Consider the following 23,537-nt stretch of genomic DNA (forward strand, 5'->3'; position numbering starts at 1 on the left):
CGGCAGCGAGACCATCAACGGCACAGTCAACGCCGGTAAAACCGGTACGGTAACCCTGACAGCAGCCGGAGCAGCCAGCGATGTAGCGGTTAACGGAACAGTGGGAAGCGCCGGCGGCGCAATCAACGTCAAAGCCGATCAAGATGTTTTGATTAATGATAAGGTTGACGGAACGAATGGTGCAATTACCGCCCAGGCCGGCCGCGACATAACCATCAGCAGTGATGTACAAACCACCGGTAAGGTCAGCCTCACTGCAGGCGGAGCCATTGCTGAAACAGACAAAGGCCGCATCCTAGATGGTGCCTTGCTGACCACCGACAGCGTCACGGGTCAGAAGCTCGATCAGGCCAACACGGTAAAATCGTTCGCGGCAGAGAATAAAACGAACGGCGACATTGAGTTTACGAACGCGGCAGACACACTGACTATTAAAAATATCAGCCAGGCTAACGGTAAGGTTGCCGTTACCAACACCGGAGCCCTTATTACCGGGACAGGCGGCACCGTCAAGACAACAGACGGGAATATCAGCCTGACGGCAGCAGGCGGCAGCGAGACCATCAACGGCACAGTCAGCGCTGGGAAAACCGGTATGGTAACGCTGACAGCGACAGGTGCGGAAAGCGATGTGGCAGTTAACGGAACAGTGACAAGCGCCGGCGGGGCAATCGACCTAGCAGCCGCGCAGGATGTCCTGGTCAATGCCAAGGTGAACGGAACGGATGGCGATATTACCGCCCAGGCCGGCCGCGACATAACCATCAACAATGATGTACAAACCACCGGCAACGTCAGTCTCAGCGCCGACGGAGCCATTGCTGAAACAGACAGCGGGAAGATCCTGGAGGCCGCCTTGCTGACCACCGACAGCGTTACGGGTCAAAGTCTCGCTAGTGGCAATACCGTTGAAAGTTTTAATGCCGTAAATACCAGAGAGGGAGATATCCTATTCGTTAATACAGTTGATGATTTGAATGTGACTGGTATTAAACAAACAGGAAGAGGCAATGTTATTCTTCGCAATATGGGGGATATCAGCGTTGACACAATTGCAGCGCGCCAGGATGTGAGTTTGACTGCAGCCGGGTCGATTAAAAACGGATTGCCGGAAGATTCTGACAATATTGAAGCGGTTAACCTGACTTTAACGGCACAAACCGGCAGCGTTGGTGCTTCTAACCGTTATCTCTACATCGACTCATCCAAGGGTTCAGACGGCGTAGTAACGGCGAATGCCGCAACCGGAATTTATTTAAATGAAACAAAAGGTTCACTCAATTTGAACAAGGTTATGACAACTAGCGGAAGCATTGCACTGGCAGCAGATCAATCCATCGTCAACCGAAGTGCAGACGGTTCAGCTGTCATTGGTGGCAAAACAGCTGTTGTCAGCTTAACCGCCCAAAACGGCGGCATCGGTGAAGAAAATGCACGAATGACGTCAGCAGCTGCCAAATTGAATGTTTTGGCTAACGGTAACATTTACCTCGAACAAACCAGCGGTGACCTAATAGCCGACTTCCTTGTCAGCCAGGCCGGTTCCATGGACTTGCTCGTGCCGTATGGGACCATTCGTTCGGAACGAATTTTTGCCGCAGATCTGCTGAATCTGAATGTGCGGGACAATATGAATCTGGAAGATATTGAAGCTGGCCGGTTAAATGTTCAGTTGGCACCGGGATCAGTCCTTAATTTGGGTCAAACGAAAATTGCTAAAAGCGTTAATGCCAGAGCGGACAAAATGTATGTTAGCAACCTCATTCATACAGGTTCCGAACCGCTGCACTTGACTATGACTGGCTCAAGCGGAAACATGGCGGATACTATCACTGTCAACGCTACATCGTCTGCAGGCATCATATTTGACAAATTGTCGGCAATAACGTCAAGTGTGACCGCGCAAGTGGATAATCTGAGCATTGTCGAAGCGAATGTTGGTGATATTATGACAGTAAAAAATTCTTATCACAGTGTAATCATTGATAAAACGCCGTCAGGCCTGGTTGCGGCCAATGTCCAGCTGTATCCGGAAACACTGCCTGTATATCTGTATCTTTCCCAAGAGAACAAAGTCTTCACGGATGCCAGAATTGTTCAGTATCAGGAGGGTTACATCGTTAACAACTTCAGCACAGAGAATAGTATGGTGCGTCTGACCGAGAAAATGATGCAAGTTCAGACACCGGCGTCAATGCTGGAGAATTCATCGTTAGCACAGAATCCTGGCAATCAGCAAAACAACGGCCAAGGAAGCGGAATTTTGGGTGTTCAAGGCAATGTGACTATCGGCGGCAATCCAGAAGGGCCAATGAGCGGTGCCGTGGTGCCATTGTCTGACAACAGACTCGCATCTTCGCCATCAGGAGCATTCAATCCGGTTAATACGAAGCTGTCAGGCGTTATTAAGATTGAAGAAGCTGGAAATCAATTAGGCAGTTCAGAGCCTAGCGTAACAGTAGAAAACGAGACAAGTAATAATTAAAATGGTGTTTTCACCGTAACGCAAGATGGTGCCACTGAACCGAGTCGGATTAAAAAAGAAAGTGAATAAGGCAGGAGACTACAATAATGAACAAGAACAGAGTGGCTCTGGCGGCGATCATACTTTGGTTGAACGCATCAATAGCACAGGCAGCGCCGGTTGTGCCCGATGATGCTGGTTCGACGCTGCGCCGTTCGGCAGAAATGCTTGAACAACGTAAACTAAATCAGGATTTGCAGGAAAATCGTCAGACAGGGAAGGAGCCAATCACTGACAATACCGACAAAACAAAAGAAAAAGCGGCTGCCGACGACTCAGTGCGATTTTTTGTCAGCGAGATAGTAGTGAATGAATCGCAGATACTCAAACCAGAGGAGATCAAAGCGATCACCGGCAAGTACGAAGGGAAGTCAGTGACACTTAAAGACATATATACAGCTGTGGCGGAATTTAACGAACTCTACGAGCAAAAGCAGTACATAACAGCGAGAGCCATCTTGCCCCCGCAGAAAATTGAGAATGGTATAGTCAAAATCAGACTGGTGGAAGGGCGAGTGGGCAAGATTGTTCTCGAAGGCGCCAAATATACGGCTGAATCCTTCGTTACAAATCGAATCTCTTTGAAAAATGGCGATCTGGTAAGCGTAGATAAGCTTAGCAGCGACCTGCTCTATTTTAATGGAACGAATGACGTGCAGCTTCATGCTGAACTTCGACCAGGGAAGGAATTCGGTACAACAGATGTTGTAATTAAACTGCAGGAGCCCAAGGTTCTTCAAACCTCGTTATTTGTTGACAACGCTGGCCGTGATACGACTGGCTTGTATCGTACCGGATTGTCAATAGAGCAGACCAGCTTGACCGGAGCGCGCGATCCGCTGTCGCTCACCGGAATGTGGGCGAGAGGCACCTTGTACGGTTCGGCATCATATAGCTATCCGATTAGCGTTAAGGGAACGCGGCTCGGCATTAACTATAGTAAAAACCGGATTAATATTATTGACGGGGAGCTTAGAGCCCTGGATGTTGCAGGGAATTCGAGTGATTTCGGTCTTAGTCTGACTCAGCCATTGCATATCAAACCCAGCCTGAAAATTGAAGGGTTCGCTGAGCTTCACACTAAAAAATCCGATAATAGTTTCACCGGTATCCAACTTGCTGAAAACAAGGTTGATACAACTGTTTTAGGTTTCTCTGTTTTATCCTATGACGGCGCTGGAATCTGGTACACGCGGCATGAGTTCACGTCAGGCAAGGAAGAGACAACACACTCCAATAATCAAAACTTTAATCGCTATAATTGTTCCATTATTCGCCAAAAAAAAATCAGTAACACTTGGCAGCTGACTGTGCGGGCGGACACACAGTTTGCCGCTATGAAGCAACCGCTGCCATCCACTGAGCAATTTTACATCGGCGGCATGACCAGCGTTCGTGGCTATCCGGAAGGATACCGGGCCGGTAACCAGGGCTATTCGCTTAGTGCGGAAGGCAGCTTCCCGCTGTCCAAAGAATTAACAGGCATTATTTTTGTTGATCATGGCGCGGTAAGGCCTGTCAAAGGGAATAAAGAAACAAGCAACGCGGATGATGTATTGACAAGCATGGGGGTAGGCGTCAATATGAACTTTACTAACCAGTTTTCAGGCAAAGTTGCAGTTGGTGTACCGCTACGGGGAGACGTTGGAATTCGGTTGCATTTATCTTTTCAATACGGACTATAATGTCAATAAGGCTGGAAGCGCTTTAGACGCAGAGCGTTCAGCACCACTGAAACGGAACTGAAGGCCATCGCAGTGCCGGCCAGTACCGGCGACAGGAAGCCTGCTGCGGCAATGGGGATACCCACTGAATTATAGGCAAGGGCCCAGAACAGGTTTTGTTTAATGTTGCGCATCGTTGCCTTGCTGAGCCTGATGGCAGCTGCAATTCCCAGCAAATCACCCCGCAGCAGCGTAATGTCGGCTGCTGCGATTGCCACGTCGGTGCCGGTTCCAACGGCAAACCCCACATCGGCTGCAGCCAGGGCCGGCGCGTCGTTGATGCCGTCGCCTACCATGGCTACGACTTTGCCTTCTTGTTTGAGCGCGGCTATTTTTTCCGCTTTCTGTTCCGGCAGCACTTCAGCCAGGACATGGTAAATTCCGCTGGCGGCGGCAATTGCTTTCGCTGCCCGTTCATTATCGCCGGTGATCATCCAGACTTCAATCCCCAGCTTATGCAGTTCTGTTATCGCCCGGACGGAGTTCTCTTTTACAGTATCGGCCACGGCGATCAAGCCGGCCAGTTTCTGCTCCACAGCCAGAAGCATCACGGTTTTTCCTTGCTGCTCCAGTTGTTCCATTTCGTCAAGGACGGAGGTGATTTGGATATTGTTTTCTTCCATGAGTTTGCGGGTGCCAAGCAGAATTGGTCGGTTATTGCTGATCGCTTTTACGCCGTGACCGGGGATCGCTGTAAACTCTTCCGGCGCTGCGAAGCGAATGTGCTGCTCTTGACCATACTTTACAATGGCCCGGGCTAAGGGATGCTCGGAGCTTTTTTCTGCCTGGGCCGCTATTTCTAAGATTTCTCGGGCGGAAAAGGCACTGAATGGGAGGATATCCGTAACTTCCGGCTGTCCCTTGGTAATGGTGCCCGTTTTATCCAAAACAATGGTTGTCAGGCGGTGGGTATTTTCCAAATGCTCCGCGCCTTTGATTAAGATGCCGTTCTCGGCGCCTTTCCCGGTTCCCACCATAATCGACGTTGGGGTGGCCAGACCTAAGGCACAGGGGCAGGCAATCACCATAACTGATGTAAAGTTAACCAGGGCACGGGAGAAATTGCCTGGGTCAAGGAGAAAATACCAACAGGCAAAGGTTAAAACGGCCAGGCCTACAACTACCGGTACAAAGTAACCGGAGACGATATCAGCGAAACGCTGTATCGGCGCTTTGGATCCCTGGGCTTCCTCCACGATGCGGACAATTTGGGCCAGGACAGTATCTTTGCCGATTTTTGTCGCTTTGAATTGAAAGACGCCGAACTTATTGATGGTGGCGCCGACGACTTCATCTCCCGGTTTTTTATCTACAGGGATGCTTTCCCCGGTCAGCATGGATTCATCTAAGGTGGAGGTGCCGTTGATGATGACACCGTCTACGGGAACTTTTTCTCCCGGCCGGACAAGAATGACATCACCTGCCAGTACCGTTTCAATGGGGACGTCCATTTCTATATCGCCGCGAATGACCCGGGCGGTTTTTGCCTGCAGACCCATTAGTGCTTTTATGGCTGATGAAGTCCGTCCCTTAGCCGTTGCTTCCAACAGCTTGCCTAGCATAATCAGGGTGATTAGAATGGCGGAGGTTTCAAAATACAAAGCAGGATCACCGGTCAGTAGATTGGCGATGCTATAGAAATAGGCGGCAGAGGTTCCCAGGGCGACCAGTACGTCCATATTGGCACTGCCGTTTTTCAACGCGGTATAGGCGCCGCGATAAAAGGGCCAGCCGGCCACAAATTGGACCGGCGTGGCCAGCATAAACTGCAGATAGGGGTTCATTAAGAATTCCCCGATTTTTCCCATAACGCCAAGAGAGTGCAAGACCATAGCTCCTAATAAGGGTAAAGAAAGTAAGGCTGATAAAATCAGACGAAGCCGCTGGTGATGCATTGTCTCCTGCCGGATTTTTTGTTCGCGGTCACTTTGCTCGGCATCGGCTATGTTATTGGCGTCATAGCCCAAGTCTCTGATTTTTTTCTGAATCTGAGAGATGGTCAGGGCATTTCCGTTGTATTCAATAGTGGCTTTTTCCGCCGCAAGGTTCACATTGGCCGTGTAAACGCCAGGCAGTTTCTTCAGCCCTTTTTCAATCCGGGCGGAGCAGGCCGCACAGCTCATGCCGGAAATTTTCAGGTTAACTGAACGAAGGTTACTTGTCTTTTCCATTGCCACGGGTATCACATCCTTTCTTTGGCAGAACGAATATCCTATTTTTGTTCTGTGCTGGCTGGGGCGCGGGGATTTTTGAACCGCAGAGAGCGCAGAGAACGCAGAGGGGTTATGATTTTTTATTATATAATCCGTTTTTTCTCTGTGTTCTCTGTGTTCTCCGCGGTTAACATTCCCGTTGTTTTTATTCCTTTTTTGTAATTATTTATTGAACTGCTTTAGAACATTCATCAATTCGTCAATGCTTTCGTCGGCCCGGCCTTCTTTGATCGCCTTTACAACACAGCTTTTGGCATGACTCTCCAGGATAATCAGCGCGACTTTGTTGAGGGCCGCTTTCGCTGCCAGGATTTGCTGCAAAGTATCAATGCAGTAACGGCCTTCGTCCAGCATTTTGTCAATGCCGTTGATCTGACCGGATACTTTTTTTAAGCGTAGTTTTAGGTTAACCTTTTCTTTGTCTGTCAGCATACAGATCCTCCTCTATTACTATACCCTGGTATGGTATATATAAGTATAAAACAGTATCCATGTTTCGTCAATACATCCGCACATGCAAAGCGGAGTTTTATGGTACAATAAAGTTGACGTAAATATCCACTTCCGTTATGAATGTAACGGGAAGCGATACGCTCCGAGAGCATTGAACCATATAAAAGAGAGGAAGAATATTTATGAAAATTGACATCGCATTTTTGCCGAAGGAAATTGCGGAAAGGAATCTTTCTAATACAGTTTGTATTGTATTGGATATATTCCGGGCAACGACCTGTATGGTTACTTCTATTGCAAACGGCTGCAAGATGATTATACCCGTTTTATCCATCGAGGATGCACGTAAGATATCACAAGAAATCGGGCCGGTTTTATTTGCGGGTGAACGGCAATCCCTCAAAATGGAGGGGTGTGATTTTGGTAATTCGCCCTTTGAATTTTCGCCGGATAAGGTAAAGGGTCAAACGATTATTACGACTACTTCCAATGGGACTACGGCGATAAAGGCCACAGACGGGGCGTATCATACCTTGATTGGTTCATTTTTAAATGCGAAGGCTCTTTGCCGGCAGGCTAAGAAATATGGAAAAAATATATTAATTGTCTGTGCAGGAACCGACGGGCTTTTTTCTTTGGAGGATGCTCTTTGTGCCGGCTTATTAGTCTGTCTGCTGACTGAAGAAGCGGAGAGTGAATTGACTGATTCAGCCCGGGGTGCTTTACTGATGTATACGGAAGCGAAGGATAAACTGATAGAAACGGCCAAGGATAGCCGAAATGGTAAACGGTTATGCGGCCTGGACCGAATGGAAGATATCGTATATTGTTTTCAAAGAGATCGGTACCAAATTGTGCCGGAATATAGTGAGGGAAGAATTACAGTAAAAAAATAATCAAAAAATCGTGATGATTCGCTGCGAAAAGCGGGATAAAAAAGAAGAAACCCTGCGTTTTATGAAAGAGCAGGGTTAAAAAAAGAATAAAAACAGGATTTATTATCAATTTGAGTTAAAATAGCTATGAGCTATGAGCTATGAGCTATGAGCTATGAGCTATGAGCTATGAGCTATGAGCTATGAGCTATGAGCTATGAGCTATGAGCTATGAGCCATCCTATACGGTGGTTCGCTGTCTGAGAAAGCCGGGGCCGTCCTGGGCTACCGCTACCTTTGCTTCACCGAAAGTTTTCATATCGTTCAGGACATGAAGTCCGGCATCAATGAGTCTCATGCCCAGAATGGCGCCGACTCCTTCGCCTACGTTCAGATTCAGATGAAGGTAAGCCGGTATTCCCAGCTGTTGTAAGGCTGCCGTCAGTCCCGGTTCGGCGGCAAAATGAGAGGCTACTAGGTAATCCCGGCTCTGGGGAGCCAGCCGGGTGGCAATCAAAGCCGCGGTCACGGTGGTCAGGCCATCCAGCACAACGGCAGCTCTGCCGGCTGCGGCAGCTAAAATTACGCCAACTAAACCGGCGATTTCCCATCCGCCGACTTTGGTCAGAATATCCAGCGGGTCGACAAGTTTCGGTGGATTGGTCAAAAGTGCATATCGGGCTTTTTCAGCAGCCTGCCGGGTTGCCGCATCGGAAAAACCGGAGGATAACTGTCCGGCGGCAATGCCGGAACAAGCGGATAAGACGGCCAGTGCGGCGGGAAGGCTGCCTGTGCCCAGGCTGCCTAAGCCGATAATTTTGTTGCCGCGCTTTAGCACGGTGTCGGCCGCTAGCATCCCTATTTGAATGGCGTAGAGCATTTCTGCCCGGGACATGGCCGGCGGAGCGGCTGTTATATCTTCGGTGCCAGAGCTGATTTCCTTCCGGCTGAGTCCTGGCAGCTCGGATAAATTTCTCTTTACGCCGAGGTCGACAACAAAGGCTTTGGCCTCACCATGGCGGGCCAGCACCCCGGATATGGAATTACCCTGCCGCAGCCGGGAGATGATGTGGGCTGTATTCCGGTCTTGTTCTGACGTTACATGATCAGCGGCCATAACAATCAGAGCTTTCTTCAGATGGTTTGGTTTGGCCTGGCAGGTAATGCCGGCCATTTTACAGGCTAATTGCTCCAGCGCGTGGAGACTTCCCAGCGGTTTCGACAGGTTGTCAAGGCGCAGCTGACATTGCTCCATGGCGGTGCTGTCAAGGGGACCGATTGTCCTGATGATATCCTGGATTGAATTTCCGTTAGGGAAAGAGGGAAGGGGGTGAATCGTTTCGTGGGGGGCGGCTGTTTCGTGCAGGATTTTTATCGCCGCATCCAGCAGGTCCATGACTAGGGAAGCACCGGTGCCTTCTCCCAGACGAAGGCCCATATCAATATAGGGTTCCAGATCCAGAATACGCAGCATTCGGCGATGCGCCGGTTCGGCGGACAAATGAGAACCCATGATAAAATGTTTGCTTAGGGGCTGGAGAGCGGTGGCAATGAGGGCGGCGGCGGTTGCATTAAAACCGTCGATGATAACCAGACAGCGATTGGCGGCTGCGCCGAGAATGACTCCTGCCAGTCCGCCAATTTCAAAACCGCCGACTTTGGTCAGTACGTCCAGACCATCGGCAGGATTGGGCCGGTTAACAGTCAGCCCCTGGCGTACCGCCTCGATTTTAATCTGGAGCCGGCCGTCGGAAATTCCGGTACCACGACCAGTGGCGGTTTTCGGTTCCATGCCGGAAAAGGCGGCGGCAATAGCGGCGCTGGAAGTAGTATTGCCAATACCCATTTCTCCCAGGCTAAAGCAGCGATAGCCCTGCCGCGCTTTTTCGGCGACAAGCTGTATGCCGGTTTCCAAGGCTTGAATCGCCTGCTGCCGGGTCATGGCCGGCCCTCTGGTAAAGTTTTGAGTTCCGTAGGCAATTTTCCGGTGAATCAATCCGGGAATTTGACTTACGTCGCCGGCAATTCCCATGTCCACAATCGTCATATCGGCGTGGCAATAGTTGGCAAGGGCATTGGCGCCGGCACCTTTGGCCACTAAATAGTTTTTTGTCATATGTACCGTGGTTTCTACCGGATAAGCGCTGACGCCCAGTTCAGACACGCCGTGATCGGCGGATAGCAGCATCAGGCATTTCCGGGGAAGGGAGGGAGGTTCTTCACCGGTGATACCGGCATACTGGGCGGCCATATCGCCTAAGCGGCCCAAGCCGCCGGCAGGGGACAGCCGGTTTAGCTGTTGCTGTACTTTGCTCATCGTTAGTTCATCCAGGCCGGTTATTGCGGCAAGGGTGTCGTGCAATAAGTCCATAAAGAACCTCCAGTCGATTTATAAGGTATAATTTTGGCTATGAGCTATGAGCTATGAGCTATGAGCTAAAGACAAGTATAATGCAAAAAGCTTTTTTGATGGTAAAACATCAAAAAAGCCGCGGATTATTGGTTCATTTTATGCGCTTTCAAAATTTTCATCTTTTCTTGGCTGACCAGCTCGCGGATTTTGGCGTGGGCCATGACCTCCATTTCCCGCAGCAGGTCGGCTAATAGATTGTCGATTTGGCTGGGAGTGCCATCCGGATAATAATTTTTTATAAGTTGTTTTAAAGATTCTTCGTTCATCATACTTTCACCTCGTTGCAGTGCTAACCATATGTAGCTTTATTATGTATGCTTCGACAAAAAGTTGGCACATCCTCTATTTAGGGTAAAGCAGAGAGAAGCCGGGAAATCACTACTGGCTCAATAGTCAGGGAACAGGGCGGTGATTGTCAGGAGGATGAGCAATATACCGATAAAGCTGCTACTGATCCAGGTTATTCCGTTCCCAATTCGGCAGGGGGAGGATAGGTCCATGATATTCCGGCTCGTACTAAGCCGCAGCAGAAAAAACAGCAGGAAGGGGAGAAAAATACTATTGGCGATCTGACTCCACAGCATGATGTGCAGGTAAGGTGGCTCTGGGAACAAGATGGGCAAAGCACCTAAGAGCAGGATCAACGTATAGGAGCGGTGAAATACGGGCGCTTCCTGACGAGATTTGTCAAGGCCGGCTTTACAGCCGATGACATCACAGACTGAATAGGCGGCGGATAAGGGAATTGCAGCGGCGGAAAATAGAGAAGCACTCAGCAAAATATAAGCAAAAAGGAGCGGTGCCCAGGAACCGGTCAGCGGTTGAAGGGCTAGAGCCGCAATGCTGGTTTGTAACAGATCTACGTTATGAGCAAACAGTGTTCCGGCGTAAGAGCCGACTAGCAAGAAGGCGAAGAGAACGGTGAACAGGCTGGCAGCGAGGAAATAGCGGCAGTGACTAGGGTTAGCGGCGGCGGAACTTTTCTTGGTGGCTGCCGATTGGCTGTAAAGCAGTATGCGGGGGGCCATGATGGATCCGATTAATGCCAGAAGCATCATTAAATAATCGCTTTCCAAGGCAAGGTCCAGGGGGCGCAAGGCGGGGATAACTTGCGCCCAGGGAGAGCCGGTGATGCCGGCAGCGATAAACAGGCTGTAAAGAGTGCCGGTCAGTAAAAAGATTTTTCCGGCGGAAGGAGAGAGCCTTTTTTGGGCAGTCCAGTGAATCAGCAGTGCTGCAGCAGGAACAGTAACCCAGGGACTGAAACCGAAGATTGCAAGACTGACGGCGATGCCGGCAAATTGGGCAATTAGGTTGATTATATCGGTGAGTAACAGACCAGTGAGCATTAGACCGGTTGTTCTGAGTTTGAAATTTTCCCGAATCAGGCCGGTCAGTTCTTTACCGGTGACCGCACCCAGATGAATGCCTATTTTCTGAGCGGCCAGCAAGGCGACGGCAGCCGGGAGAAAAGCCCATAGCAAGTGAAGACCGAAGATCGAGCCGATTAAGGCCCAGCTTAGGAGACTGCCGGCATTGACTGCCAGGCCGACGAGGAGGAGTGCCGATCTGCCGGCAGGAGAAAGGGGAAAGAGAGAATGAAAGAAAGACAGGTTTTTCATGATTAGTTTACCTCGTAGTTTGATATCAGGAAAACACTGTCATTTTAGCATTGCAGAATGGGAAAAGCAAGCAGTGTTCCGGGGGAGGATCCCTATAGCCTGAGAGGACGAATGATTACTATCGTAGTTTTTTGGTACTGAAACAAATCTGCTGTTGACAAGAGAGAAAGGGGCATGTAGCATAATATTGAAGGCAATTGATTACGGGATTGCCTGAACCAGGAGGGCTTTTGTGGATATTCTTCATTTAACCTACTTTATTGAGGTTGCCCGTCATGGGAGTTTCACCAAGGCAGCCCAAGCTTTGCATGTATCCCAGCCATCCATCAGCAAGATGATCAAGAATCTGGAGGATGAATTAGGGGTTCCTTTATTTTATCGCACATCGAAGCAAGTGAGGCTTACCGACGCTGGCATGGCTATTTTTTCCAGGGCTCAGCAGACGATTGATTCTTTACGAAGTTTAACTGCTGATCTGGCGGATATCATTCAGGTGCGAAAAGGACACATTAAGATTGGTATTCCGCCGATGGTGGAAACTTTTTTCCCCAAAGCGATCGGTGCGTTTAAAAAACAATATCCGGAAATTGAGCTTGAATTATATGAGGCCGGTTCAAAGAAGGTCGAAAGTGCCGTTGCTGACGGCACGCTGGATACCGGCGTGGTCATGCTGCCGATTAAGCGGCAGGAGGAGTTAAACTTGCTTTCTTTCATCAAAGATCCGGTGATGGTGATTGTTCATTCGGATAATCCGCTGGCGGAAAAGAATGCGGTAAGTATCAAGGAACTTCAAGCTGAGCCGCTCATCTTATTTCGGGAGGATTTTGCCCTGCATGATCACATTCTGGATAAGTTTGCCGAAAGCGGGTTTAAGCCGAAAATTGTTTGTGAAAGTTCTCAGTGGGATTTTATGGTCAATATCGTTGAGGCTAAGCTGGGTATTGCCTTTCTGCCCAGGATTGTTTGCAGCAAACTGGGTTCCCATAGCATCAAGTCACTGGAACTGCAGGAAACCATCAGCCCCTGGCATTTGGCGATTGCGTGGAAAAAGAATACCTACCTGTCTTTTGCCGCCAAACAGTGGTTGTTGTATGTCAGCAAGTTGTTTGGCGTTCCCTTGGAATTGCCGTACGACAGCGCAAAAAAAAGCGGCGGCCAGCAATGAGGTGCTAACCGCCAATACATGGGTTCTATTGATTTCATCTTTATTGTAACTCAGGGCGAAGGCAAGGTACAATACATGTTAGGTATGCTTATCATGCCTTTTGCTTATGCTTACAATTGTTTAAGACCGCGACAGCTTTTAAAGTCGCGGTCTTCACATTATTTTCAATAAAATACAGACAGAATTAGCCGAACCCATACGCAAGCAATCGTTTTCGGTCATTTAGTTTGCATTAGCAGCCAGGAATGCGGACTTCAAATGTTTTGAACAACTATATCAAATATTTCAAATTTACTAACCAGTGCTCAGGTGATATGCTATAAAATATATATTAATATTCAAAGTTTTCAGTTTTAAAGAACTGCAGAAAGATTTTCAACCGTGAAGGCGCGAAGAACACAAAGGAGGTGATGGTATTTTTATTAGATAATTCAAGATTTTTCTGCGGTCTCCATTTTTATTTTCCGTTGGGCTGTTTGCCAGTACTATAGGGATTTTGAACCGCGAGGGGGGATGGGCGGCAAGCATGCTCGTCTTTATAGCGGGTGTGCAATCTGTGAAGCGAAGAGTGGTCTTGACGAGGAGTGATGGCATGAAGGGTGTAAAAATGTTATCTGCAGGAGAACAAGGATTGGTGGTTGAATTTGGCAGTGTTATTAATGCCGAGGTAAATACCCGAGTCCATCAGATAACGCAACTGATTAAAACAAAGCTGGCTGGGGAAATCATTGAAGTAGTGCCAACTTATCGTTCGTTGTTGATTTATTTTGATCCATTATTGATTAAACGGTCCGATTTAATCCAGCACATTGAGAGCTTACTGTCCGAAGTGAGCGGTTTTGTCGAAAAGAAGTCCCAAGGTATGATTGTTTCTATTCCGGTGTGTTATGGTGGCGAATATGGGCCTGATTTGGAGTTTGTCGCTTCATATAATGGTTTGACTGTTGAGGAAGTGATTCATATCCATACGGCTACTCCCTATCTTGTCTATATGATTGGATTTACTCCCGGGTTTCCTTATTTGGGAGGAATGTCGGATCGTATTGCCACGCCGCGGCTGAAACAACCGCGAACCGCCATCCCTGCGGGATCAGTTGGCATTGCTGGCAGCCAGACAGGCCTTTATCCGATTCAAAGTCCCGGCGGGTGGCGTTTAATTGGGCGGACTCCGATTCGGGCTTTTAATCCGGAGTCCCCTAAACCGTTTTTGTTCGAAGCCGGGAATTACTTGCAGTTTGTTTCAATTTCTGCCGAAGAATATGTAATAATTCAACGTAAGGTTGAACTTGGCACCTATATTCCGATGGCAGAAAGCGTAGATGGAGGTGTAAAAAGTTGTGATTAAAGTGATGAAGCCGGGACTTTTTACTACCCTTCAGGACCGGGGACGTTGGGGATACCAGGCGTATGGAATGCCGGTTGCCGGAGTGATGGATCGATATGCCAGTCGAATGGCTAATTTACTGGCGGGCAATGCTGCTGATGCTGCAGTTGTGGAAATGACGCTGCTGGGGGCTGTTTTTCAATTTACACAGGAGGCCTGGGTATCTATTTGTGGCGCTGATATGGAGGCGACACTGAATGATCAACCGGTAAATAATTGGTCCGGCTTTTTTGTTGCCGCGGGCAGCGAATTGGCTTTCCGTTATGCTGTAAGCGGTTGCCGCAACTATCTGGCTGTACAGGGCGGATTTGATGTTCCGGTCGTGATGGGCAGCCGATCAACGTATACCCGTGCCGGTATTGGCGGGTTATGCGGCAGAAGCTTCAAAGCCGGAGATATTTTAAAGGTACTGCAAACCTCTGCCGGCGAGGTGAGTAAGACTAAAAAATTAGCGTCGGCTTTTATTCCGCGGTATGAGTCTGCATTGCGGCTTAGAGTCCTGTTAGGTCCGCAGGAAGAATTATTTACCCCGGAAGGGATTGCTGCTTTGTTTGATAATGGTTATGTGATTTCCAGTGATGCCGACCGGATGGGTTATCGTCTGGAAGGTCCGAAGATTCAACATGCCGGCAATCCGGATATTGTTTCCGATGCATTGGCTGAAGGAGCGATTCAGGTTCCGGGACACGGTATGCCGATCGTTATGATGGCAGACCGGCAAACTACCGGCGGTTATGCGAAAATTGGCACTGTTATCGGGCCGGATTTAATGCGATTGGCTCAGGCAAAGCCCGGCGACACAGTCCGTTTTGTCCGGTGCTCCGAGGAGGAAGCATTGGCGGCTTTGCGGCAAGAGCAGGAGCAATATGAACAAGCGGCTGCATGGGTTGCCAAACCGGCGGTCGGATCAACCGCTGCCAGACGATTTGTGGTTAAAATTGACGGACAAATTTATAATGTGGCGATAGAGGAGGAAAAATAACATGGCGAGAATTGATTTGAATTGTGATATGGGAGAAAGTTTCGGTGTCTACAAATTGGGTTGCGATGAAGAGGCTATGCCTTATGTAACGTCGATTAATGTGGCTTGCGGCTTCCATGCGTCAGACCCCAGTAACATGTTAAAAACGATCCGGTTGGCTAAGAAATACGGCGCAGCCATTGGCGCACATCCGTCATTTCCTGATTTGGTCGGGTTCGGACGCCGGGTTATGGCTGCGTCACCTGAAGAAATCAAGGCGGATGTTATTTATCAAGTCGGCGCCTTGGCGGGGCTTTGCCGGGCGGAAGGACTCAAACTGCAGCACGTAAAAGCCCATGGAGCACTGTATAATTTGGCGGGAAAAGATCCCAAAGTGGCAACGGCCATTGCCGAAGCGATTCTTGCTGTTGATCCGGAGTTGTATATGTTGTGCCTAGCGAATTCCGCCATGGTTACTGCGGCAAAAAACGTGGGTGTAAAATATGTGGAGGAAGCTTTTGCCGATCGGGCCTATACCAGTCAGGGAGCATTGGTTCCCCGCAAGCAGGAGGGTGCGGTGATTCATGATGTGAATGCGGTGGCGGAAAGGGTGCTGGAAATAGTCGCCAATAAAAGCGTGACGACTATTTCCGGGGAAATTCTGCCCCTTTGTCCCCAGACTGTTTGTGTACACGGCGATACTCCCGGCGCAGTCACGATGATCAAAACAATTCGGACTAAATTGGAGCAGCGAGGGGTTCGATTGGAAGCTTTTGGACAATAAAGAATTCTAAGAAAGGGACGAAGTCAACTAATCAGCAAGCCGTGAGTATGGATTCACTATAGGTAGGGATGGTTACAGCTGTTTTAAGGACAGCAGGTAACATATTAAGATAAGGGGGGATTCGTATATGAAACCAGCGGAAAAATCAACAAAGCAAAACAGTTCTCAACCGGTAAAATCCAATTGGAGCCTGCTGATGGGTGCCGCCTTTCTCATGGCAACATCGGCAATCGGCCCGGGATTTTTAACCCAAACTACGGTATTCACCCAAAAACTGGCGGCAAGCTTCGGTTTTGTCATATTGCTGTCGATTCTTATTGATATCGGCGCTCAGCTAAATGTATGGCGGATCATTGCCGTTGCCGGAAAACGCGGCCAGGATATTTCCAACATGGTTCTGCCGGGACTCGGCTATTTTGTCGCCTTTCTGGTTGTAGCAGGGGGGCTTGCCTTCAATATCGGCAATATCGCCGGCTGCGGGCTGGGGGTTAACGTCTTGTTCGGTATATCGCCGATTACCGGCGCAATCATCAGTGCAGTCATTGCCATCGCCATCTTTTTAAATAAAGAAGCAGGAAAGGCGATGGATCGCTTTACCCAGATTGCCGGTGTATGCATGCTCGGTCTTACCTTATATGTTGCTATCAAGTCCAGTCCGCCTGTGGGGGAAGCGGTCGCCAAAAGTTTTATGCCGGATACGCTTGATATCATGTCGATCGTGACACTGGTTGGCGGTACGGTTGGCGGTTATATTACGTTTGCCGGCGGGCACCGGCTGTTGGATGCGGGCATCACAGGAGTGGGTGCTTTGCCCCAGGTAACGAAAAGTTCTGTCTCCGGTGTTGTAATTACGGGCATTATGCGGATCATCCTGTTTTTAGCAGCCTTGGGTGTCATTGCCCACGGACTGACGCTGGATCCGGCTAACCCGCCGGCCTCAGTGTTTAAACTGGCAACCGGCGACGTCGGCTACAAGCTGTTCGGAGTCGTTATGTGGGCAGCAGCGATTACCTCAGTGATCGGTGCCGCCTATACTTCGGTGTCATTCATTCGGACCTTTAGTACCGGGATCGATAAACATTACCGGGCCGTGATTATCGCCTTTATTCTTATTTCCACAATGGTCTTTGCAGTCGTTGGCAAACCGGTCGCAGTTTTGATCTTTGTAGGTGCGCTTAACGGCCTGATCCTGCCGGTTACCTTAGGCACGCTTTTGGTGGCCGCTTATAAAAAGAAGATTGTCGGCGATTATAAACATCCGCTGTGGATGACAATTTTTGGAGTTTTAGTGGTTATTCTCATGACATATATGGGCGGGTATACTCTGATCAATGATCTGCCTAAAGCCTTCCTGTAAATTTGTCCACTATAAAAAAGTAAAAGGGGTTGAAAGAGATGCAAGATATTGCAGAAATAAGTCCGGCAGAAGCGCGGGAAATGTTCCGCCGCAATGAATGGCTGAAGCCTACATCGGGGATGGCAAGCGGCTATACGCAGGCTAATCTGGCGATTTTGAAAAAAGATCTTGCTTTTGATTTTCTGTTATTCTGCCAGCGCAATCCCCGGCCCTGTCCGGTGCTGGATGTAACAGAGCCCGGTTCGCCTGTGCCGCGCCTGGTAGCGCCTGAAGCCGATATCAGGACCGATATTCCGAAATACCGGATTTACCGTTATGGAGAAATGGTGGAAGAAGTAACCGATATTACGAAGTACTGGGAAGATGATATGGTGGCCTTTCTTCTCGGCTGCAGTTTTACCTTTGAATTTCCGATGATGAATAACGGCATTCCGGTGCGCCATATTGAAGAAAATTGCAATGTGCCGATGTTTAAGACGAGTATTCCCTGCGTGAAAGCCGGCAGATTCGCCGGGCCGCTGGTTGTCAGTATGCGGCCGATTCCGGAAAAGGATATCGTGCGGACGGTTCAGGTCACGTCCCGCTTTCCGGCAGTCCATGGAGCGCCGGTTCATATCGGCAATCCGGCCGGTATCGGGATTGCCGATATTCATAAACCGGATTTTGGCGATCCGGTTACCGTCAAGCCGGGCGAGGTGCCTGTTTTTTGGGCGTGCGGCGTGACACCCCAGGCCGCCGCCATGCAGGTGAAGCCGGAGCTGATGATTACCCATGCTCCCGGTCATATGTTTATTACCGATGTACGGGATGAGCAGTTCGGGGTTCTTTAATTTTACATAGCCGCAGGTAATCCCTATATACAGATATAGATTTAGGAGGATATTATGGTGCGAAGTCAGACCAGAATGATTTTAATTATGGCTATGCTGCTGCTTTTTCCTCTGACGGTTTTCTCCGCGCCGGCGGCTGACGAAAATGTCATCTGGATTAAAGGAACGGTACGCTATGCGGTAACAGAAGGTACGTATGGCATATTAAGCGACAAAGGGAAGAAATACCAGCCAGTCCGGTTAAGCAAGGAATTTCGTAAAGACGGTCTGGCGGTGGTGTGCCAGGTGAGGCTTCGCGATGATTTAGTTGGCGCCAGGATGTGGGGGCGGGCGGTGGAAATTCTGCAAATTAGTACAACAGACCGGTATATTGCCGCCGAAGAACGGCAGGTGATTCCTTTGTTGCAGGTCCGGATGGAAGCTTTTAACGGTCAGGACTTGGCTAAGCTGCAGGCGGTGGATGTTGTCGCCCGCAAACTTTCTTCCGAGCAGTTTACTGACTGGATTGGCAATTACGGTCATTTTACCTTGCGGGATGTGGAAATTGCCGATGCTGGTCCTAGCGAAATCAGAGGCGCTTGTTTATATAGCCGGGAACTGGTTAACGGACTGGATTTATCGGGAAACGTTAAATATACGATTATGGAATTTGTGCTGAATAAGATAGGTGACGGCTGGAAGTTTACGGCTACCGGTCCGTTTCGGCCAGGCGAAGGAATGGAGCTGGAGGATTCTGTGGCCGCCATGCTCCAGCGGGCTAAGACCAAGTATGGCACCGATGATTTGACAAAATGGCCTCATTAAATGTCAAAAAGGCGTTGAGACATCTGTCTCAACGCCTTTTTGACAGAAAGAGTCTGTCGTTTAAATTGGCGAAATATAAAAGCCGGAAATTCACTGGCCATTGTTTTAGAAAATAAGACAGAGACATTGAACGCCGCAAGGGTTCAATGTCTCTGTTCGGTTCACGGTTCTTATTCCTGGGAAGCCAGACGTTTGTAGCCTGCCAGTCTTTCGGCCGCATCTTTTTCGGTCTTTTCGAACAGTTTATCCGCAATATCCGGGAACTGTTTCTTGAGGGAAGCGTATCTGACTTCACCCATCAGGAAGTCTCTGAAGTTGGCGGTAGGAGCTTTGGAATCCAGGGAGAAGGGGTTTTTGCCATCCTCTTTCAACTGCGGATTGAAGCGATAGGATGCCCAATAGCCGGATTCTACCGCTTTTTTGGCTTCTTCCTGGCTCTTGCCCATGCCGGCTTTCAGGCCGTGGTTGATACAAGGAGCGTAGGCGATAATGAGGGACGGTCCGGGATAAGCCTCAGCTTCGGCAATTGCTTTCAGGGTTTGGTTCTTGTCGGCTCCCATGGAAACTTGCGCTACATATACATAGCCGTAGCTCATGGCCATCATGCCCAGATCTTTCTTTTTAGTGGTTTTGCCGTTGGCAGCAAACTGAGCGATTGCCGCTGTTGGAGTGGACTTGGAGGATTGACCGCCGGTGTTGGAGTATACCTCGGTATCAAATACCAGAATGTTGATATCCTCGCCGGAAGCCAGGACATGGTCTACGCCGCCGTAGCCGATATCGTAAGCCCAGCCGTCGCCGCCGAAGATCCAGTGGGAACGTTTCACCAGGAAATCTTTATTGGTATAGATTTTATTTAAGAGCTCATCGCTGCCTTTTTCCGATTCCAGCAGGGCGGTCAGCTTATCGGCTCTTTCCCGGGTGTCAGCACCATTGTTTTGGTTATCCAGCCAATCCTGGAAAGCGGCTTTCAGCTCGGCGCTGATATGCAGCTCAAGGGCTTTTTTTATGTCAGCCGCTAATGCGTCTCTTGTTTGTTTTACGCCCAGGAACATGCCTAAGCCAAATTCGGCAGCGTCTTCGAACAGAGAGTTTGCCCAGGAAGGACCGTGGCCTTTGTGGTTGGTGGTATAAGGCATTGCCGGTGCGCTTGCACCCCAGATGGAGGAACAGCCGGTAGCGTTGGCGATCATCATTCTGTCACCGAACAGCTGGGTAACCAGTTTGGCGTAAGGAGTTTCACCGCAGCCGGCACAGGCACCGGAAAATTCCAGCAGGGGCTGTTCGAACTGGCTGCCTTTAACAGTAAGTTTGTTCATTGGGTTGGCTTTTGGCGCAACGGTCATGGCATAATCCCAAAGCTTGGTGTTGTCCAGCTGAGTAGCCAATGGCTTCATAACCAGGGCCTTTTCTTTTGCCGGGCAAACCTGGGCGCAGTTGCCGCAGCCGGTGCAGTCCAGCGGTGAGATGACCATGCGGTAGTTCATGCCCTTGGCGCCGATTGCCGGTTTGGTTTCAAAACCGGCGGGAGCTTTTTTAACTTCAGCCGCATCAGTCAGAATGGGACGGATGACTGCATGAGGACATACATAGGCACATTGGTTACACTGAATACAATTGTTGATTTGCCATTCAGGAACGTTAATAGCAATTCCGCGTTTTTCGTAAGCGGCAGTTCCTACCGGGAAGGTGCCATCGGCTAAATCAACGAAGGCGCTGACAGGGAGCTTGTCACCGTCCTGACGGTTCATGGGATTCTGAATATTTTTTATGAATGCTGGCAGATGAGAGTCGTCAATGGCTTCGTCCGCCGCATTTTTCCAGGAAGCCGGAACATTAATTTTTACAATAGCGTTAACGCCTTTGTCGATGGCAGCGTTGTTCATATTCACTACGTTTTGGCCTTTTTTACCATAGGAAGTCACAACGGCATCTTTCAGATATTTAATTGCATCTTCGACTGGAATGATATCGGCAATTTTGAAAAAGGCTGATTGCATAATCATGTTAATTCTGCCGCCTAAGCCAATTTCCTGAGCGATTTTGACGGCATCCAGGGTATAAAAGTTGATGTTGTTGTTCGCAATGTAGCGTTTCATGAACCCAGGTAAATTTTCTTCCAGTTCCTGTTCATTCCAAATACAGTTTAACAGGAAGTTGCCGTTTGGCTTCAAACCTTCCAGAACATTATATTTGAAAACATAGGATTGGTTGTGGCAGGCGACGAAATCAGCCTTGTTGATAAGATAAGGCGATTTGATCGGTTTTTTGCCGAAACGCAGGTGGGAAACGGTAATACCGCCGGATTTCTTGGAGTCATAAGCAAAGTAGCCTTGGGCGTACATGCTGGTATGGTCGCCGATGATTTTGATAGCGCTTTTATTAGCGCCAACGGTGCCGTCCGATCCCAGACCCCAGAACTTACAGGCTTTGGTGCCTGCCGGAGTGGTATCAATATCCTGTCCAACCGGCAGAGATTTGAAAGTAAGGTCGTCTTCGATGCTGACAGTGAAACCGTCTTTTGGCTGGGATTGCTTCAGGTTGTCAAAGATTGGAACAATATGAGCCGGAACGATGTCTTTGGACCCTAAGCCGTAGCGGCCGCCAACGATAACCGGCTGCGATTCTTTGCCGTAGAAAGCGGATTTAACATCCAAGTACAGTGGTTCAGCCAAGGAACCGGGTTCTTTTGTTCTGTCGAGAACAGCAATTTTTTTAACTGTTTTCGGGATATACTTAAAGAAATGTTTGAGGGAGAAGGGACGATATAAATGGACGGTTAACAGGCCGACTTTTTCGCCTTTGGCATTTAGATAATCAACGGTTTCTTCGATGGCATCACAGGAAGAGCCCATGGCGATAATCATCCGGTCGGCATCTTCGGCACCATAGTAGTTGAACAGGTGATACTCACGACCGGTCAGCTTACTGATTTCAGCCATGTAGTTTTCTACGATTTCCGGCAGCGCTTCGTAGTATTTATTGGAAACTTCTCTTTCCTGGAAGTAGATATCCGGATTTTGCGCTGTACCGCGCACTACCGGATGATCCGGGTTCAAGGCGTTGCGGCGGAATGCATTTACTGCATCCATATCTACTAATTTTGCCAGTTCGTCATATTCCAGGACTTCAATTTTTTGGATTTCATGGGAAGTGCGGAATCCATCAAAAAAATTGATGAAAGGCACTTTACCTTTGATGGCGGCGAGATGGGCAACGGCGGCCAGATCCATAACCTGCTGCACACTGCTTTCCGCCAGCAGGGCAAAGCCGGTTTGCCGGGCAGCCATTACATCCTGGTGGTCGCCAAAGATGTTCAGCGAGTTGGCGGCAAGAGCGCGGGCACTGACATGAAATACGCCGGGCAGCAATTCACCGGCAATTTTGTACATGTTGGGGATCATAAGCAGAAGACCCTGAGAAGCAGTGTATGTAGTAGTCAAAGCACCTGCTTGCAAGGAACCGTGAACGGCGCCGGCGGCACCGGCTTCAGATTGCATCTCCATAAGGCGGACTTTTTGGCCAAAGATATTTTTGCGACCCTGAGCGGCCCATTCATCACAATGCTCGGCCATCGGAGACGACGGGGTAATCGGATAGATTGTTGCCACATCGGTAAACGCGTAGGAAATATGAGCGGCAGCGGTATTTCCATCCATGGTCTTCATTTTTCTCATTACTGATTATTCCTCCCTTTTTTTAAATAAAATAAGATTATGCAGCTTTATTGTTGCATAATTATAGATGGTAAACCCATCATGGGTGGTACTATTGCGCCAAACGCGCCTTGAATTAATTCGATACGGTTTATGCATTTTTAAACAATAATACAAAATGCACAACTATCTTCATTACTTACTATACACCTATACCGGAACAATGTAAATATAGGGGCGCCATTTTGATTACGGTATTTCCTGCAGTTGCTTTATGAAAATAATTTCACAAAGTTATAGTGCTTGAATTGTTTTAAAATTAAGAATAAATATACATTTTTTACATAAATATAATTTTTTTTTAGGCCATGGTGTAAAGACGCGGTGACGGTTTTCATCTGAGACGAAAGGCTGTCACCGCGTTCTTTGCTTTTTGAGAAAGATTATTCCGGGAGAAGACGCTTTTTTTTGGCAGGTACGGCAGTGAGGAGAATTTGGTTGTTTTGGCCGGTTACTTTGATAGTATAATCAACGATTCCTTGTTTATACAAGTTGAGTTTGAGTTCTACCAGGGCTTTACCGACTTTTTCCTGCAGCTCGGGGGTGAAGAAGGAAAGGTTGAAGTCATTGGCGGAAGTTTTTCCGTTGTGCCCCGATGGCTTTGCGGCGGGTTCGTCGTCGATAATGTGTTCGAAGGTGGTTTTTTCTTTATAACCTGCCAGCATATCAGTATCGCTTAGGTTTTTTTGGATTTTGGCCATAGCGGTCACCT

At 48.8% G+C, this 23,537-nt stretch carries 17 protein-coding genes; 10 read left to right on the top strand and 7 right to left on the bottom strand.

Going from position 1 to position 23,537, the window contains the following annotated elements:
* Positions 1–2,485: hypothetical protein (locus tag ABFC84_02345; protein ID MEN6411587.1), on the top strand; the 2,485-nt coding region annotated here is incomplete at its 5' end.
* An 86-nt stretch (positions 2,486–2,571) separates the two neighbouring features.
* Positions 2,572–4,209, top strand: coding sequence for a ShlB/FhaC/HecB family hemolysin secretion/activation protein (locus tag ABFC84_02350; GenBank protein ID MEN6411588.1), 1,638 nt, complete (start codon positions 2,572–2,574; stop codon positions 4,207–4,209).
* Between the two features lie 2 nt (positions 4,210–4,211).
* Here the strand turns inward: ABFC84_02350 and ABFC84_02355 are convergent, their stop codons facing one another.
* Both ABFC84_02355 and ABFC84_02360 read right to left on the bottom strand, forming a co-directional pair.
* Entirely contained in the window at positions 4,212–6,419 is a 2,208-nt protein-coding gene (locus tag ABFC84_02355) for a heavy metal translocating P-type ATPase (protein ID MEN6411589.1), read from the bottom strand.
* Between the two features lie 204 nt (positions 6,420–6,623).
* Entirely contained in the window at positions 6,624–6,893 is a 270-nt protein-coding gene (locus ABFC84_02360) for a metal-sensitive transcriptional regulator (GenBank protein MEN6411590.1), read from the bottom strand.
* A gap of 203 nt (positions 6,894–7,096) precedes the next feature.
* Here ABFC84_02360 and ABFC84_02365 point away from each other — a divergent pair, with 203 nt between their 5' ends.
* Positions 7,097–7,810, top strand: coding sequence for a 2-phosphosulfolactate phosphatase (locus tag ABFC84_02365; GenBank protein ID MEN6411591.1), 714 nt, complete (start codon positions 7,097–7,099; stop codon positions 7,808–7,810).
* Positions 7,811–8,030: 220 nt separating this feature from the next.
* On the opposite strand, the gene cobT is transcribed toward ABFC84_02365, so the two are convergent.
* From cobT to ABFC84_02380, 3 genes are all read right to left on the bottom strand, one after another.
* Positions 8,031–10,160, bottom strand: a complete 2,130-nt coding sequence (gene cobT / locus ABFC84_02370) for a nicotinate-nucleotide--dimethylbenzimidazole phosphoribosyltransferase (protein MEN6411592.1) — start codon at positions 10,158–10,160, stop codon at positions 8,031–8,033.
* A 125-nt stretch (positions 10,161–10,285) separates the two neighbouring features.
* Positions 10,286–10,471 (bottom strand): hypothetical protein, encoded by a 186-nt coding sequence (locus ABFC84_02375; GenBank protein ID MEN6411593.1) that lies wholly within the window; start codon positions 10,469–10,471, stop codon positions 10,286–10,288.
* Positions 10,472–10,588: 117 nt separating this feature from the next.
* Entirely contained in the window at positions 10,589–11,824 is a 1,236-nt protein-coding gene (locus ABFC84_02380; protein ID MEN6411594.1) for a divalent metal cation transporter, read from the bottom strand.
* Between the two features lie 232 nt (positions 11,825–12,056).
* Between ABFC84_02380 and ABFC84_02385 the strand changes: the two genes are divergently transcribed.
* The 7 genes from ABFC84_02385 to ABFC84_02415 all read left to right on the top strand — a co-directional run bounded on the left by ABFC84_02385 (position 12,057) and on the right by ABFC84_02415 (position 19,109).
* Positions 12,057–12,989 (top strand): LysR family transcriptional regulator, encoded by a 933-nt coding sequence (locus tag ABFC84_02385; protein ID MEN6411595.1) that lies wholly within the window; start codon positions 12,057–12,059, stop codon positions 12,987–12,989.
* A gap of 592 nt (positions 12,990–13,581) precedes the next feature.
* On the top strand, positions 13,582–14,334 hold the full coding sequence (pxpB, locus tag ABFC84_02390; protein MEN6411596.1) for a 5-oxoprolinase subunit PxpB: 753 nt from the start codon (positions 13,582–13,584) through the stop codon (positions 14,332–14,334).
* Positions 14,327–15,355 (top strand): biotin-dependent carboxyltransferase family protein, encoded by a 1,029-nt coding sequence (locus ABFC84_02395; protein MEN6411597.1) that lies wholly within the window; start codon positions 14,327–14,329, stop codon positions 15,353–15,355. The genes pxpB and ABFC84_02395 overlap by 8 nt, the downstream gene beginning before the upstream one ends.
* A gap of 1 nt (position 15,356) precedes the next feature.
* Positions 15,357–16,118 (top strand): 5-oxoprolinase subunit PxpA, encoded by a 762-nt coding sequence (locus ABFC84_02400; GenBank protein ID MEN6411598.1) that lies wholly within the window; start codon positions 15,357–15,359, stop codon positions 16,116–16,118.
* A 127-nt stretch (positions 16,119–16,245) separates the two neighbouring features.
* Positions 16,246–17,475 carry an NRAMP family divalent metal transporter gene (locus ABFC84_02405; protein ID MEN6411599.1) on the top strand — a complete coding sequence of 410 codons (1,230 nt, stop codon included), beginning with the start codon at positions 16,246–16,248 and terminating at the stop codon, positions 17,473–17,475.
* Between the two features lie 38 nt (positions 17,476–17,513).
* Entirely contained in the window at positions 17,514–18,305 is a 792-nt protein-coding gene (locus ABFC84_02410; GenBank protein ID MEN6411600.1) for a putative hydro-lyase, read from the top strand.
* Positions 18,306–18,359: 54 nt separating this feature from the next.
* Positions 18,360–19,109, top strand: coding sequence for a hypothetical protein (locus ABFC84_02415; GenBank protein MEN6411601.1), 750 nt, complete (start codon positions 18,360–18,362; stop codon positions 19,107–19,109).
* A 170-nt stretch (positions 19,110–19,279) separates the two neighbouring features.
* Here the strand turns inward: ABFC84_02415 and nifJ are convergent, their stop codons facing one another.
* Complete coding sequence (gene nifJ, locus ABFC84_02420; GenBank protein MEN6411602.1) at positions 19,280–22,786, bottom strand: pyruvate:ferredoxin (flavodoxin) oxidoreductase; 3,507 nt, start codon at positions 22,784–22,786, stop codon at positions 19,280–19,282.
* A gap of 422 nt (positions 22,787–23,208) precedes the next feature.
* Complete coding sequence (locus ABFC84_02425) at positions 23,209–23,526, bottom strand: hypothetical protein (protein ID MEN6411603.1); 318 nt, start codon at positions 23,524–23,526, stop codon at positions 23,209–23,211.
* Between the last annotated feature and the right edge of the window lie 11 nt (positions 23,527–23,537).

The organism is Veillonellales bacterium (assembly GCA_039680175.1).
Taxonomy (GTDB): domain Bacteria; phylum Bacillota; class Negativicutes; order JAAYSF01; family JAAYSF01; genus JBDKTO01.